The following is a 13,956-nucleotide window of genomic DNA, read 5'->3' on the forward strand; positions in this document are numbered from 1 at the left end:
AGGAAGCTTCCAGAGTGACGCCATATTCAGGCTCTCATGGAATGTGCCCTGGTTCACTGCTCCGTCGCCAAAGAAGCAAAGAGTAACCTGGTCGATACCCCGCACCCTGGCGCTGAACGCGCAACCCGTGGCGAGAGGAATGCCCCCTCCGACGATGGCCGATTCGCTTATGATCCCGACCGATCTGTCTGCAAAGTGCATCGAACCCCCGCGCCCCTTGCAAATGCCGCCCTCCTTACCCATCACCTCGGCCATGAGAGCGTCCAAATGCGCACCCTTTCCGATCGGATGGCCGTGCGAACGATGCGTTCCGATCATGGCGTCGTCGATCCGGAGGGCGAGACATGCGCCGACGACAGCGGCTTCCTGACCCACGCTCGCGTGGAAGAAACCAGGGATCTTGTCACCTTTGAACCGGCGCATACCCTCTTCTTCGAATCGGCGGATCCGAAGCATCCGTCGATATGCTTCTAGTCTCTGATCACCGTTCAACTGCATGACTCAAAGGTTCCTCCAATATCAAGTAAAAGGTGCCTCATGCGATGGCGCATTGCTTCTCGGCTGGTAGTGACGCAAAGCCAACTGCGGCATGCCAGGCATAAGATGAGGCTTTGCGGCTCCCACCTCTTTAGCATCCGGATGTAAGCGAGGTCTTGGCTCCTAGTCTTCGCCACCTCGCGTCGGCGTGGGTGATCTGAAGCATGCGCCATACAGCTACCGAGCACCGACCTTTCTCTGGATTCCAGAGAGTCTGACGCAAGCGCCGTGCCATTTGACTTAAGGCTAGCAGTCAGCAGCGGCGAGGCGCTGCTGGAAGACATGCGCAAGCTTTTCCTTTGTTCGAAGTTGGACAACAATGTCGGAAGCCTGAACAAAATGGTTGGGGCCGGCGCAACGGATAACGGGCGTGACCTGCTCCTGAAATGTCCTCGCTTTGAGATCGGTCTGCTCTTTAGGACCTGTTGCGCATTGTGCCACCCGGCGTGTCTCGATCGCCTGCAGCGCAGCCTCGACACCAAGCGGCTGGAGCAGCTTTAGGATCTGCGCGTGAACGGCAAGATCAACCCGCATCGAACCGATACAGGAGGTATCCATCCGGTGGTGGACGCGGACGGAAGCTATTTGTCGCGATGATGGCGATGGGGTTTTGAAGCCTTGCGATGCCGATTCGGAGAAGGCCATGACACCGTCTTCGTGGTCTGGCCCGTAGACCCAGATAGACTGTCCTCGGGTTCCATTTCGATGCGATTTCGGCGAGCCAGTCTTCATCTTCACCGAGTTCCCGGGCGACGAGTGCGATGGTTCGCAGGGAATGGATTTTGTTGATGTGCATTGTCAGGCCGCGATTGCGGCGGGCTTGCGCCAGTTCAACGGCAGCAACTCGTCGAGGCGGTTGGCGTGGTGCTCTGCGACGCGTGCAAGCACATCGGTAAGCCAGGCTTGCGGGTCGACATCATTGAGTTTGGCGGTGCCGATGAGGGCGTAGATGACAGCAGCGCGCTGGCCGCCGCGATCCGACCCGCAGAACAGCCAGGCCTTGCGACCGAGCGGGACGCAGCGCAGGGGCCGTTCAGCCGCATTGTTCGTAATGCAGATTCGGCATCGCCGAGAAAGCGGGTAAACGCCGGCAATCGGCGCAGCATGTATTTCATGGCCTTGGCGAGATCGTGGTTGCGCGAGAGCTTGGCAAGCTGGACGATCAGCCAAGCGTGAAGGTCCTCCATTAGTGGAGCACTCTGCTCCCGGCGAGCGCAGGCACGCGCTTCGGCGCTCAATCCGTTGATCTCGCGCTCGATATCGAACAGGACATCGAGGCGCTGCACCGCCTCCAGTGCGATCGGGGTAGATCGTCCCTGTCCGTTCGCCGCGGCTCTTGTTGCGCGCTGATCCCTCGACATCGGCAAGTTCGAAGAACTTGCGGCGCGCATGGGCAAGCAGCCCGCTTCGAGCACAGGCCCTGGCCGACGATCGGCAGCGTAGAGTTCGCCATAGCCACCATAGGCGTGTGCCTGCAGGATACTGGACCAGGTGTCGAGATGCGCTCGCGGATGTTCGCCACGGCGGTCGCGCGAATAGTGGAACAGCGCGGCGGGCGGATCGGCGCCGCCGAATGGCCGATCGTCGCGGACATAGACCCACAGCCTGCCGATATCGGTCTTGCCCTTCGCAAGGACCTCGATCCGGCGATAGAGGGGCATGAGCGCGAAAGTGGCCGCGCCAACCTGGTCGGCGAGCGTCGACAGGCCCAGTGGCACGCCTTGGCGCGCGAAACGCTCAGCCTGGCGGTTCAATGGTTGATGCTGACCGGATTTGTTGAAACAGCAGCAGGGCGAGCAAGCCAGGACCTGCCCGGCCACGCGACACGACATGGAACGGCGCCGGCGGCTGGGTGATCGTCTCACAGTTCCGGCACGAGAACTTCTCGCGCACCGTCTGGATGCCACTGGCGCGGGATCACCTCCAGCGTGTCGGTCACGTCCTCGCCCAGCTTCGAGAGCCGCGTCCCGCAGGTCGGGCACGAACACGGCGCGGGGATGACGATGCGCTCACGCGGCAGATGCTCGGGAAACGGCTTCCCTGCATCGAGACCCGCCAAACACCAAGGCATTCCTCAAGGCACAGCCGAACAAGACGGATCGCAACGATGCGCGCGGCATCTCGCAAATCAGCGCGTCAACCTGTTTCGCCCGGTGCATGTGAAGACGTTGGCGAGCCAGAAGCGGCGGGCACTCTTGACGGCCCGCAAGCTGCAGGGAAAGGCGATCGCCATCGAGAACGACATCCGCGGCCTGTTGCGCAATTTTGGGCTCAAGGTTGGCCTCGTCGGAGCCGTCAAGTTTGAGGAACGGATTAGCGAGCTCGTCGAAGGACGTTGTGAACTGGCCGAAATTGTCACGCCGCTGCTGGAGGTGCGCTGCAAGCTGCGCGAACAGTTTACAGTTCTACATCGCAGACGTCTGAGAATCGTGCGGGACGATGAAGAGTCTGTCGGCGCTTGATGACGATCTCCGGCGTCGGTCCTGTGGTGGCGCTGGCTTATACCGCCCCGATCGACATTCCACAGCGATTCAGAAACTCCAAAACGGTCGGGTCCATCCTGGGACTAGCGCCGGCGCTCAACCAATCGGGTGAAAGCCACCGCGCCGGGCGTGTCTCGCTTTGCGACGACGGGATGATGCGCCCCTTGCTCTATGAAGCCGCCCAAGTGATGCTAACGCGTGTGAAGAAGTGGTCCTGGCTGAAGGCGTGGGCGATGAATGTCGCCAAGCGGTGCGGTCTAAGCGATCGTCGCACTCGCCCGTCGGCTGGCAGTCATCATGCACCGCATGTGGGTGGACGGCACCGAATTCCGCTGGACGCGGCAGGAGGCCCTACCCGCCGCCGGCTGACCGGCAAGGCCGCAAAGGAGAGAGATAAAGTTCCGCCAACCGGCGGAAGCACGTCCTTCGCGGGACGATGGATGAGGCGAGTTCGTTGAAGCGCTCGGATCGGTCGCGCTGCAGTCCGATCAGGTCGCGAGTCAGATTGTGCCGCCTCATTCTCCTGATCCCATGCTGGGAGGGCCCGGAGCCGATCCCGTAGAGAAGCGAGGCCCCGCGAACGACGTCAAACGCCGGAGAAGTCGCAAGCCGAAAGCGCTTGACCTCAACATGCCGAATAGAGAAGCACTTGACTCTCGGCGCAACCGAAAAATGCCGCTTTGGGTGAGGAAATCTGCGTCCTATCCCGCGCTCGCCGGACGCCAGCTGTATTGCGGGTTGCGCCAGTCAATCCCGTCGAGCAAACACGCCAGCTGAGCCCTCGTCAGCGACACCAAACCCAGCTTGCCTCCGCCACATAATATTCAGATGGAGTTCAGCAGTTGCAGAACGGAGTCATTTAGTCGGAAACGCACGCCGTGATCGTCGGTGACGCCCGCCGTCTCGAGTCCATTGCGCATCATCTCGACATCCGCTGTGGCATAGCGGTGGGTCGTGGCGACCTGTGCGTGCCCGAGCACCAGGCTTGGATCGTCAAAAGGTCGTGAGTTGCATTCATGCCAGCAATGTGTAGCTTCGGGTTACCGTCACCTCGGATCGTTATCCGTAGCGCGTGGTTTTGCGGCCGTCGGCCGTACGCGCGTGGAATCATTGCGCCAGGCGCCGTCCTTCTGGAACAGAAGCGCCAGGCCAATTGGATCATGCAGCCCCGCACGCCGGCACTGCCGGCGCGCGCCAGCCTCTTCTCACGTTTGCCGCTCTCGAGCCGGTGAGGCCGGCATAGCGCGCCAGCGCGGCAGTCGCGCAAGCCGCGCGAAAGACACTCGCGACCAGCATGTCGGCCGTCTTGATGCCGACGCCGTTGACCCGTGCGATGAGGTGCACCATCGCATGCGGGCCTTGGTGCGGATCTGACGGCGCACGAGCTTGAGCCGCTCAAGCAAGCGGTACAGCTCGGCGCGCTTGAGATGGAAGGAGCGCAATCTTAAACTGACTAAATTGATGTTTGACTGCCGCTTGATAGAATTGATTGTTCAGCTCGTGGTATTTGTGAAGCATATCCGACCGCTACGCCCTTGAATGGAGGTCTCGTCAATATGCAGGTTGCCGGTGACGGTTCGCTTGCACCCTTGCCCAACACTCTCCAAACCCCGAAGGGGGAACTCCGGTCAATCCCCAGACCTTGTCCGGGCACTCAAACAAAATTTTACAGAACCTTCACGACGACAAATCGCCGACAATGGTACGTTCACCACAATGTCTGAGGTCAGGCACGGCTACTTTAAGCTTCAGACGCCGCACAGCACGCTACCGAGGGTCAACAGCAATGGCAAAAAGAGCGGTCATCCTGGTTGAAGGCAGTCCAATGGGTAATGGTCTGCTATACCTCCAAGCGTCCCAGCGTCTTGGGCTTCATGCAATCATCCTGTCGGCTGATCCAGCTCAGTACGACTGTCTTGCGGCGGAAAGGATTGAGGCAATAGTCCGGGTCGATACAAACGATCTCGATGCGCTGATCCGCGAATGTTCCCGGCTACGTGCGACCTATGACATTGCCGGCGTTACGTGCGCCAGGGAGTCGGTCTGTGCGACGGTTGGCAAGCTCTGCCGGTATTTCGATCTACCGGGGCCGAATCCCACATCCATTGAACGATGCTGCGACAAGTTCGTTCAACGTCAACTCCTCGCCGAGGCCGGCGTTTCAGTACCAGCTTATCGCTTGGCAGCGGATGCGACGGACATAGAAAGCTCTGCTGCCGAGATCGGCCTGCCGGTGGTTCTTAAGCCAGCGGTCGGCAACGGTAGCGTAGGTGTCCGATTGTGCCGCGACGTCGACGAGTTGACCGAACATACCATCCATCTGTTGGGCGGAAAGCACAAACAGTGGTCTTCGCCCAGGATACTGGTCGAAGAATTCGCGCAAGGCCCGCTTTATGCCGCCGACATAATGGGAAATGAGGTCATTGGGATTACCGCCACTGACTTCGGCCCCTTACCGCATTTCGTCGGTCGGGAGTGCACCTTTCCGGCCCCGCTGACTGATGACGAGCGTGAGCGTATCGCCGATGTTTCGTTGAGCTGTTTGCGAGCTCTCGGCCTTGGCTGGGGGCCAACGGGCATTGAATTCCGGTGGACGAAGCGTGGCCCAGTCGTCATTGAAGTCAATCCGCGGCTTCATGGCACGCCCACTCCCCAACTGATTCAGCTGGCTTACGGCATCGATCTCATCACCGAGCACATCAAGCTTGTCATCGGCGACGAATGGGATTTGCGCAGAAGGCACTCGCAGACTGCGGCCGCACGGTTCCTCGTTCCTGATCGCGATGGCACCCTCGATTGCATTGGCGGCGCCAGTCGGGCAGCTGCCGTATCAGGTGTCGCCGAGGTCAAATTGCATGTTGAACCCAAGATGCCGATCATCAGGAAAGGCGATTACCGAGATTCGATCGGACATGTCATCGCCTCTTCACCCAACCTCGCTCAAACCGAAGCGATACTTCAGCATGCCGTCGACTTAATCAGTTGGTCGATCACACCATTCCCACTGTTCGCGGATAACAAGCCGTTTTGAAAGTCGAGGGGGTCGGGATTTCACCAAAGGCTGGGACTGCAGGGGGACATCGCGCAGCGACTTGCGTTTGACGGTCACGAGCACGGCGGCATCCTGACGCTGGTCGGGACGTGGTCAGCCGGCGACCGGCATGATTTCCGTCCTGGTCCAGCGGAACTGCGTGCCGTCGCGCCAGATCCGGTGCATGATCACCGCCAGCCGACGGGCGACAACGGCCTTCTCTTGGCCGCGCCGCTTGGCGACGTTCATCGCCCAGGTCTTCGGCCAGGACCATTTCGTCCTCCGCGTCAGCAGGGTCACCGCCTTCGAGCTGCGGAAAGCGGGCCGGCATGTCGATCCTGCTGGTGTAGGCCCGCGCCAGGACCGGGCCGACACCGCGAATCGACGGCAGCCGGCGGCAATTCTCATCATCCCGGACGATCGTCAAAACATCGGTGCAGGGCGGCAGATCGCCGCTTCAGGCCGCCAAAAGCTCATCGCCGCTGTGCAGCAAACGGGTGAGGTGAAGCCGCCATCAGTAGGAGAAAATAGCCAACCGCATTGCCTACCGCCAAAATGGCTTCCCGCCGATTGCAGAAGGACGTACGTGGCCCTTACGGCTCCTCGCTTATTCTGCCCTCACCAACTCGTGTATCCTCCATCCACGTTGAGAATTGCGCCGGTCATGTAGCTGGAGGCGTCGCTGGCGAGAAACTGAACGACATTTGCGATCTCCTCTGTGCGGCCCAAGCGGCCCATCGGTGTGAGTTCGACCCAGGTCGAAACCGGGTTACTGGTCATCTTCGTGGCAATGTATCCTGGAGCGACCGCGTTTACGCGAACGCCCGATTTTGCCCATTCGCAGGCGAAGTTCTTGGTGAGCATGTGCACGCCAGCCTTGCTTGCGTTGTAGGCTGGGCCGTTTTGCGGCTTTGCAACGATGAAGCCGCACATCGAACCAATATTGACGATGTTGCCCGAACCGCGCTCGGCCATCGCCGCGCCGAAGGTCCTGCAGCAATAAAACGCGCCGTCGAGATTAACTGAGATCACCAACCGCCAGTCGTCATCACTTATATCTTTTGTCGGCAGGTCGCATCCGACCCCGGCATTGTTAACGAGAATATCCGGGCAAGGGCCGATCGCTGCGGCTAGGTCGCGCACTGACCGCGGATCGGCGACGTCGCAGCGGAATGCACGGACCTCGGCACCTACTCCGGCTGCGGCCTTCCTGGTAGCGTCGAGGTCGAGATCGGCCAGCATGAGCGAGGCGCCGGCCATCCTTAGCGTCCGCGCAATTTCCAGACCGATGCCTCGCGCGCCGCCGGTGACTAGCGCCGAACGGCCGGCAAGGTCAAAACGCTTCATGAGATCGGGATGCATCATTGGCCTTGCTCCTCTCGGTTGCCATCTTGAATTCGTTGGTGGATGCTTGGCTGAGACCCAGCTACTTCCCTCGGGTTAGGCTGAGCACAGAAGGGGCGTTTTGGGCTTACCAGGGAAAGTAACACCAGTTCTGGCTCGCTAAATCTTTCGCTAAAACTTGCTCGCAATGGATGGCGACGCTCGCCATTCAGGCCGGCCCCCGCTGCAGCCACGCTTTGCCTTCTTCCTCGAGTTCTTCAAAACCCAGGAAAGATAAGCCAGTCGGCACAAGACGTGACTGTCCCATGATCACCTGCATATCTAGCGATCCCTGCTTCCAGTGGGCGACACCTCTTTCATGCCTCCTCCTAAGTCCGTGCCGCAGCGCGTTTGCGAATTGCCCTGCATGTGTCGTGCCAAACAACAAACCATTGCTGAACAATGCATCACTCTAATAGCGCTGTGTCTTATGTTCCGACATCGTCGAAGATCCGACAAAGAGTGCAACCCTAAGCGCCTGATCGGTCTCCTCTGGATGCGGCGATGAGCTGTTGAACGAGAGCCTGTTCTTCGGCCTCGACAACGCCCGCATCTCCATCGCCGAATGGCGGGGGGACTACAATCCCTGCTTCATAACACCCATCGGTCTATATCGTTGAAGTAAACAGATTTTGCTTGTGAGGATGCGATCCTGCGGGGGTATTTCGGGTTCCGTCGCGCGCTGAACAATGTGCTGGGCTTGCGGCTTTCGCAGCTCTGATCGGCTAAATATTCACGCAACCATCCGGCAGGGGATGAATGCCTTTGTTCTCGCCGGCTTCGACGGCGAGCCTGAGGTCTTCGGTGCGAAGGAGGCGCGCCGCCTTGTTCAGATTAAGCCACGGTTCATTCCCGTCCGGTGCGGGCCGGAAGACCGGAATCCTATGATGTGCCCTGTGTGCGGTGACCCGCTCCCGCGTCCAACGATTGCCATCCCCCAGTCACCAAGCCGTTCCGGTTGAGAATACCGGCAATCAGATCATCGCTGGCAATCAGCACCAGTTGTCGGATGGCGGTGATGATGTCGCCGGAAGTGCTGTTGCGCTGTCCCCGCCGAGCCTTCGGCAGGCGCCGGTCGGTATGGCGCCGCCAATCCAATGATCAAACAGGACGAACTCGGAGGCTTCACCATCGATATCGGCGACCACCTCTTGGATCACGGTGCGCACGCTGCGCCTTTTTGAGCCTGGCATCCGTCGTTGGTGCAGACCAGACGCTGCGAAGGTCTGTAGCCAGCGCCGTTGTTTCATTTGCCCAGCACAGGTGATGGCCTTGGCGTCCTGACATCATGCGGGGCAATCCTGCTTTCGATCTCGCCAACATGCGAGAGGGCATGGTTCCATCGCATCTCCAGCTCTGCAGAGACCAGCCGATCCGCGTCATCATATTGCCGGAGAGCCCGGTAGGCGGCGTTCGGGCGACCTCCAGATCGCCGACTGAGGGTATCCCGAACCTGGTCGCGGCGGGCTGCTGCCTGTGCCTCGGCCCGCTCGCGGCAGCGATCGCGCCGGGCTCGACCAGACGCAGGAATGCTTCCTCATCGCATCATCGTCCGCCGAAGGCGATGCAGCGCGGCTCGCCATTGTCGAGCAGGCTTCTCCAGCAAGAATAGCGCGGAATGTTGTGCTTGGCGCCCATGTATCGCCCCGTAAGCTTGTCAACGGCTGAGCCCGGAGAGCAGCGCATCTCCATGCTTCGGCGCCCCATGCCGGCTCGTCGGCACGTTGTTGCTCAATATCTTGCGGATCGCCTCCGCTCGCTCCCAACTGACATAGCCTTCATGGGCGCCCCGGATCAACGCCAGCCATTCCTCGCGCGCGACACCAAATGTCTCGGCAACCGCGCTCGTCGCAAACCGTCCTTCGGCGGCGACATCGTGCGGAGCATCTGTTTTTTTGGGTTCGCCTGGTCGAGGGCCTCTTTGAGGCTCTCGCTTCCAGCGTCTTCATTGCCGAGAACGCGCTGGAGTTCACGCACCTGAGCCTGCAGAGCCTGGTAGTCCGATGCCGGCACAACCTCTTCGCAGGCAACCGCAGCTGTCAACGCGCCCTGTGCCGCGATCCGGCGCCATGTGAAGAGCTGGTTTGGGCGATGCCGTGCTGGCGCGCGACCAGGCTCACCGTCACACCAGGCGCATAAGTTTCCTCAACGATCCGCATCTTCTCGGCTGGGGTGCGCCGGCGCCGTCGCTCCGGGCCCGCAAAATCTCTGCGCGGATCGGCTTCTCGTCGATAATTCTAGTCAAAATGTCGGGATAGACTCGCTCTTACATAAGGGTGGGTCCCTGTCGGATATTTTGGGGCCGCTTCATTCTCCAGGCGATCACCAACCTTCACGAAGCCGACAGGGGCAGCAACAACGAGTTCGCCACGGCGGGGTCGTAGCGGGCCGAGAGCGAACGCTGGCGCAGAAGATCGAGCTCGTACTCATTGAGACTGCCCGTCAACCCCAGCAGCAATCGGTATCGACGACGCGGCACATCTCGATGAGCTGCTGCCAGTCGCGGCTGTTGCAGCAAAGCGCGAGACCTCTCGCGCCGCAACCACACCAACCTTGCCAAGGCAGATCTCTGCGACCATCTGGTCGAAACCGGCGCGGGTGACGGTGCCGGCGGCCGAGCGGCCAGAGATCGTCATCGATCGTGTCGATGCGAGACCAACCAAGCGCCGTTATACGGTCGCGCATCGCGTATTGAAGCATGCTGTTCTCGCGATTGTGCAGGACCTGATTGGGCTGACGACTGCCGCACATACAGGATCGCATTGCGCTCCAGATGATGCGACCTGATCTTCTCATGCATCATAACGCGCCTCCTGTGCTGGAGTGCGGTCGCTGTCGACGTGATCGAGGATCAGCTGACCATCAGCCTCGTCACTGATAGACGCGTCGGCGGGCAGTGCCTGCCATTGCGGCGTCTGCACCGTCTTGGCGTCGTTCGGGTTCGAAAACAGATTCACGCCGGCATCTCCAGCCACCGGCGCAATGGCTGGCCACAAAGGGTGCAGCGGAAGACCGCCACGTCACCCTTCTCGATCACCTCATGGATAAGGCTCGCCGCTCAGCCCAGGGATGCCATGGGTGAAGAAGCTCACGCTCAACATCGGTCCTGTGGGCCTTGCGTGGTCGAGTTGTACGACACCGCGAGGCTGCAATCCTCGCTCGGCTACCAGACCCCCGGCGGCCTTCGCCGAGGTCTTCACCGCAACCGGCTCCGGCGCTGCGCAGATCGAAGGCTCCGCGCCTCCGCCAGCCGCTTATGTGAGGAAGGGTCGCGGGAAGGGTGTGTGAGGGCAACATTTTTTCACTTCCTCGGTTCGGTTGGCCAATCCATGGTATGAGCCCGATTGCGTGACGCGGCTCGTTTATCCGAGCCAGATCCAACTTATACACGGTCGCTGTTCGAGACAGCGGCACCAACATCCCGCTTGCGGCGGACAAGGGCTCAGGAGGAAGAGACCGTTCTAATGTACGGGCCTATTGAGGCCATACCAGTAGTCGGTTCGTCCACCTGGATCCGCCAGGACTCTGGATCGGGTCCTGGAAGATTGCAGAAATTCCAGTTTGGCTAACGCGTCAGGCGGTCTTCATGGCCGCACCCTTGATGACGGACCGGCGTTGACGTATTTCCACAGCGCGACGAGCAATTGCGGGCAAGCGCGACGATCATCGTCTTCTTGAGACGGCCGCCGTTGCATTTCACCCGATCCTCGAACCACAAAGGTGAGCGCCGATCGCTGTTCATGGGCCGCCACAGCCAGGCGAGCTGGATCAGCGTCGTTCGCAGCCTTGGATTGCCCGAGTTCGAGACCCCTTGATCATGATCGACCGCGCCGATCTACCAGGGTGTCGGCGCGAGCCCGCATAGGTGGCAACCCGTCGTCCGTTGTCGAAAGTGACGCGACAGCCCCTCCGACCACAGGATGCGAACTCCGGCCCGATGCCTTTTAGATTGAGCAGCATCGCCGGTGCCGGCGAGACGCTGGTCGCGATGCAGCGGCTCGTAGCCGGACACGCCCGGGGTGAACAGAAGGCCTTTGATCCTGTTGACGTGGTGCACGCGCTCGTTCGTCAACGCCATGCGCTCACGCGTGATGCGGCGACGATCCTCCTCATCGGGGTGTGGGAAGTTCGCAGCATCGAACACACCGTGGCTCGCCCGCTTGTAGGCCAGCAACGCCCGGACCAGCTTCAGCAACATCATCAGCGTGCAATAGCCGCCCCTGTCAGCAAATTCGAAGAACCGTCAGCACGCCAGAAACAAGATTATTGCAGAGATTTCTTAGAACTTTAACCCAAGGAAAGCGCATTCTAGGCGATTATGGTTCCACGTTTGTTGTTGTGCCGGTCAGTGATAATTGCCGGGTCGGAAAAGGGATCTTCTCATGTACATCCTAGAAACGCCGCGCCTAATCCTAAGGCCGCCGTCGCGTAGCGACGAGCTTCTTCTACATGGACTTCATAGCGATCCGTTCGTGGTAAACGCTGTCGGAGATGGAGTCTATCCGGCGCTAGAGCAGTCGAAAGCTGCACTGCTTCAGTTTATCAATCATTGGCAGCACAATCATTTCGGCTTATGGATGGTGTTTGTCAAGGATGAAGGCGAAGCCAGAAAATTCGCTGGCTATTGTGGATTGATGTGCAGTGGCCCGAATCTGCCCGAAGATCCACATAACGTCGAACTCGTATACTGCTTCCACCTTGCGGCCGCTGGGCATGGGATCGCCCCCGAGGCCGGGAGGGCAACATTACGATTTGCTTTCGAGCGCTTAACGCTTGAGAAGGTCACTGCATTCATTCGCCCAACGAACACGCGTGCGCTTAGTGCAGCTCCGAAAGTCGGCCTTTGCTACGTCAGGGACCGAATTTGCAACAACATGATGATGCAATATTTCGAGGTATTTCCTACGACGGTTGTCCAAACGGACGAATTACTTGTTTCGGCCTACACAGATCCAGACGTTATTCCAGATCAGTAGTGCTTCTGTATTGGGCCCTTACTCGTCAAGTCCCTTCGAGTGATCATCACGCCGCTGGGATCATGCTTCTGTCGTGGTCAGCAGGATGATGGGCATTGGCATCGAGACGGCAGGCATGCTGGTGCAAGAGATCCTGTCGCGCACTCTGCGCGATCGTCGCGCAGTGGCCTTATGCCGGGCTGACCGGCGCGCCGGACGAGAGCGGCTCCAAACGGCGCGAGAAAGCGGGCCCGCAATACGCGGGTCAGGCGCGGCATGATCCACCTCGCCTGGCGGTGGCTGATGTTCCAGAAGGGCAGCGCCCTGGCGCAGTGGTTCGCGCAGCGCACCGCCGGTCTCCAGCGCAACCTGCGCAACACCATGATCGTGGCCCCGGCGCGCAAGCTGCTGATCGCGCTGTGGCGCTATGTGGCAGCGGCGAGGTGCCGGACGGCCATCCTGCGCCCGGTCCATGAACGATCGGATGACACAGTTAAGGAGCACACGACACACAAAGGTCCGGGCATCCATCCGCCGACAGCGGAAGCAATGCCAGATGATCCGAGGCGGCGGTGACCCGTAAAGCATCTATGGCATGGACATCCATGCACGCGGGAGAGGATGGGAACCGCCACCGAGGAGCCTTGCCGCCGATGCGCATGACTGCATCATGGGTTCGGATCGCTGCGATCCGCCGAATACAAGGTTGTGGCGCCCTGGCGTCATGCTGGCAGGTCCCCCCTCAGATCGCCCCTTGCGCTAATCCGCCCGATCGGCCCGGTGCCGCTTGACCGATACCATCGATGATCCAACCGCGAGGAGGTCCCCCCTTTTGGGCAACGATGGCGCCGTGCTCGACCCTGTCCAGGACGCTGCGCGCCGGCTGCGGTGCCGGAAGCGGCCATCCTGGACAGGGCTCTGCGCACGGCCCTTCGCAGAAAGTAGGTCGGGACGGAGGGATGGCCGCAAACCGTCGAACAAAGGGATGCGATCGAAAAAATACCCCTTAACAGCGAAAGCCCCATACAAGGGGTGGGAGCGGAAAGAATGCTGAACGATAGACGGTCGCATGGGCTTTGGGAGCGGACAGCTCCGCCGCCGCCTGCGACGGAGAGGCTGGGATGTGACCTCGTCGCCGACGTCGCGATCGTCGGCGCAGGCTACACCGGGTTATCCACCGCGCTCCACCTTGCCGAGCGGGGCCTGGACACTGTCGTGATCGAGGCAGCCGAAATTGGTTTTGGCGCCGCCGGGCGAAGCACCGGGTTGGTGAATGCGGGCCTTTGGGTTATGCCCTCGGCGCTCAAGGAGACGCTCGGTCCGCTCTATGGCGATCGTTTGCTTAATTTGCTGCGCGATTCCCCACGCACCGTCTTCGAGATCGTCGACAAGCACAACTTGCAGTGCGAGCTGAAGCGGGCCGGCACGATCCATTGTGGAGCCGATAAGAAGGGCGTTGCCGAGATCGCGGAGCGAGCTCGGCAGTGGCAGGCGCTCGGCGCCCCGGTGCACATCCTCGACGCCGGGGAGACGCGTGCCAAGACAGGCACCTCAGCCTTCCCCGGAG

General features: G+C 60.4%; 11 protein-coding genes and 5 pseudogenes. 6 read left to right on the forward strand and 10 right to left on the reverse strand.

Going from position 1 to position 13,956, the window contains the following annotated elements; translation table 11 throughout:
* The 4 genes from BLT09_RS33015 to BLT09_RS35985 form a co-directional block, all read right to left on the reverse strand.
* Nucleotides 1–498, reverse strand: a 498-nt coding sequence (locus tag BLT09_RS33015) for a thiamine pyrophosphate-dependent dehydrogenase E1 component subunit alpha (protein ID WP_139172728.1), incomplete at its 3' end; no start/stop codon positions are given.
* 285 nt (nt 499–783) lie between these two features.
* Nucleotides 784–1,182: a hypothetical protein gene (locus BLT09_RS33020; protein WP_128342706.1), complete on the reverse strand. Its 399-nt coding sequence runs from the start codon at nt 1,180–1,182 to the stop codon at nt 784–786.
* 153 nt (nt 1,183–1,335) lie between these two features.
* Nucleotides 1,336–2,139 (reverse strand): transposase domain-containing protein, encoded by an 804-nt coding sequence (locus tag BLT09_RS35980; protein WP_353830139.1) that lies wholly within the window; start codon nt 2,137–2,139, stop codon nt 1,336–1,338.
* A 259-nt stretch (nt 2,140–2,398) separates the two neighbouring features.
* Complete coding sequence (locus BLT09_RS35985) at nt 2,399–2,557, reverse strand: IS66 family transposase zinc-finger binding domain-containing protein (RefSeq protein WP_244529187.1); 159 nt, start codon at nt 2,555–2,557, stop codon at nt 2,399–2,401.
* A 21-nt stretch (nt 2,558–2,578) separates the two neighbouring features.
* Here BLT09_RS35985 and BLT09_RS33030 point away from each other — a divergent pair.
* Nucleotides 2,579–3,389 (forward strand): annotated as a pseudogene (locus BLT09_RS33030) (IS110 family RNA-guided transposase); the annotation flags it as partial.
* Between the two features lie 789 nt (nt 3,390–4,178).
* Here BLT09_RS33030 and BLT09_RS33040 read toward each other — a convergent pair.
* On the reverse strand, nt 4,179–4,367 hold the full coding sequence (locus BLT09_RS33040) for a hypothetical protein (protein ID WP_091600636.1): 189 nt from the start codon (nt 4,365–4,367) through the stop codon (nt 4,179–4,181).
* A gap of 439 nt (nt 4,368–4,806) precedes the next feature.
* Here BLT09_RS33040 and BLT09_RS33045 point away from each other — a divergent pair, with 439 nt between their 5' ends.
* Nucleotides 4,807–6,051 (forward strand): ATP-grasp domain-containing protein, encoded by a 1,245-nt coding sequence (locus tag BLT09_RS33045; protein WP_091600637.1) that lies wholly within the window; start codon nt 4,807–4,809, stop codon nt 6,049–6,051.
* 114 nt (nt 6,052–6,165) lie between these two features.
* Here BLT09_RS33045 and BLT09_RS35390 read toward each other — a convergent pair.
* Nucleotides 6,166–6,481: pseudogene (locus tag BLT09_RS35390) on the reverse strand (IS110 family RNA-guided transposase); the annotation flags it as partial.
* Between the two features lie 188 nt (nt 6,482–6,669).
* Nucleotides 6,670–7,398, reverse strand: coding sequence for an SDR family NAD(P)-dependent oxidoreductase (locus BLT09_RS33055; RefSeq protein ID WP_091600642.1), 729 nt, complete (start codon nt 7,396–7,398; stop codon nt 6,670–6,672).
* Between the two features lie 539 nt (nt 7,399–7,937).
* Here BLT09_RS33055 and BLT09_RS36030 point away from each other — a divergent pair.
* A pseudogene (locus tag BLT09_RS36030) lies at nt 7,938–8,018 on the forward strand (integrase core domain-containing protein); the annotation flags it as partial.
* A gap of 1,205 nt (nt 8,019–9,223) precedes the next feature.
* Here BLT09_RS36030 and BLT09_RS35400 read toward each other — a convergent pair.
* The 3 genes and pseudogenes from BLT09_RS35400 to BLT09_RS35405 all read right to left on the reverse strand — a co-directional run.
* A pseudogene (locus tag BLT09_RS35400) lies at nt 9,224–9,635 on the reverse strand (transposase); the annotation flags it as partial.
* Between the two features lie 591 nt (nt 9,636–10,226).
* Entirely contained in the window at nt 10,227–10,391 is a 165-nt protein-coding gene (locus tag BLT09_RS34555) for a hypothetical protein (protein WP_164891763.1), read from the reverse strand.
* A gap of 616 nt (nt 10,392–11,007) precedes the next feature.
* A pseudogene (locus BLT09_RS35405) lies at nt 11,008–11,620 on the reverse strand (transposase); the annotation flags it as partial.
* Nucleotides 11,621–11,816: 196 nt separating this feature from the next.
* Here BLT09_RS35405 and BLT09_RS33090 point away from each other — a divergent pair.
* From BLT09_RS33090 to BLT09_RS33100, 3 genes are all read left to right on the forward strand, one after another.
* Nucleotides 11,817–12,410, forward strand: coding sequence for a GNAT family N-acetyltransferase (locus tag BLT09_RS33090; RefSeq protein ID WP_091600641.1), 594 nt, complete (start codon nt 11,817–11,819; stop codon nt 12,408–12,410).
* 255 nt (nt 12,411–12,665) lie between these two features.
* Nucleotides 12,666–12,965: a hypothetical protein gene (locus tag BLT09_RS34745; protein WP_206630030.1), complete on the forward strand. Its 300-nt coding sequence runs from the start codon at nt 12,666–12,668 to the stop codon at nt 12,963–12,965.
* A gap of 471 nt (nt 12,966–13,436) precedes the next feature.
* Nucleotides 13,437–13,956, forward strand: a 520-nt coding sequence (locus tag BLT09_RS33100) for an NAD(P)/FAD-dependent oxidoreductase (protein ID WP_139172729.1), incomplete at its 3' end; no start/stop codon positions are given.

This window comes from Mesorhizobium muleiense, assembly GCF_900099905.1.
Lineage (GTDB): Bacteria > Pseudomonadota > Alphaproteobacteria > Rhizobiales > Rhizobiaceae > Mesorhizobium > Mesorhizobium muleiense.

Excerpts from the sequence above, each read along its gene's own strand:
- BLT09_RS33020 (WP_128342706.1), bottom strand. The coding sequence starts at position 1,182 with ATGGCCTTCTCCGAATCGGCATCGCAAGGCTTCAAAACCCCATCGCCA.
- BLT09_RS33045 (WP_091600637.1), top strand. The coding sequence starts at position 4,807 with ATGGCAAAAAGAGCGGTCATCCTGGTTGAAGGCAGTCCAATGGGTAAT.
- BLT09_RS33055 (WP_091600642.1), bottom strand. The coding sequence starts at position 7,398 with ATGAAGCGTTTTGACCTTGCCGGCCGTTCGGCGCTAGTCACCGGCGGC.
- BLT09_RS33040 (WP_091600636.1), bottom strand. The coding sequence starts at position 4,367 with ATGGTGCACCTCATCGCACGGGTCAACGGCGTCGGCATCAAGACGGCC.
- BLT09_RS34745 (WP_206630030.1), top strand. The coding sequence starts at position 12,666 with ATGATCCACCTCGCCTGGCGGTGGCTGATGTTCCAGAAGGGCAGCGCC.
- BLT09_RS33090 (WP_091600641.1), top strand. The coding sequence starts at position 11,817 with ATGTACATCCTAGAAACGCCGCGCCTAATCCTAAGGCCGCCGTCGCGT.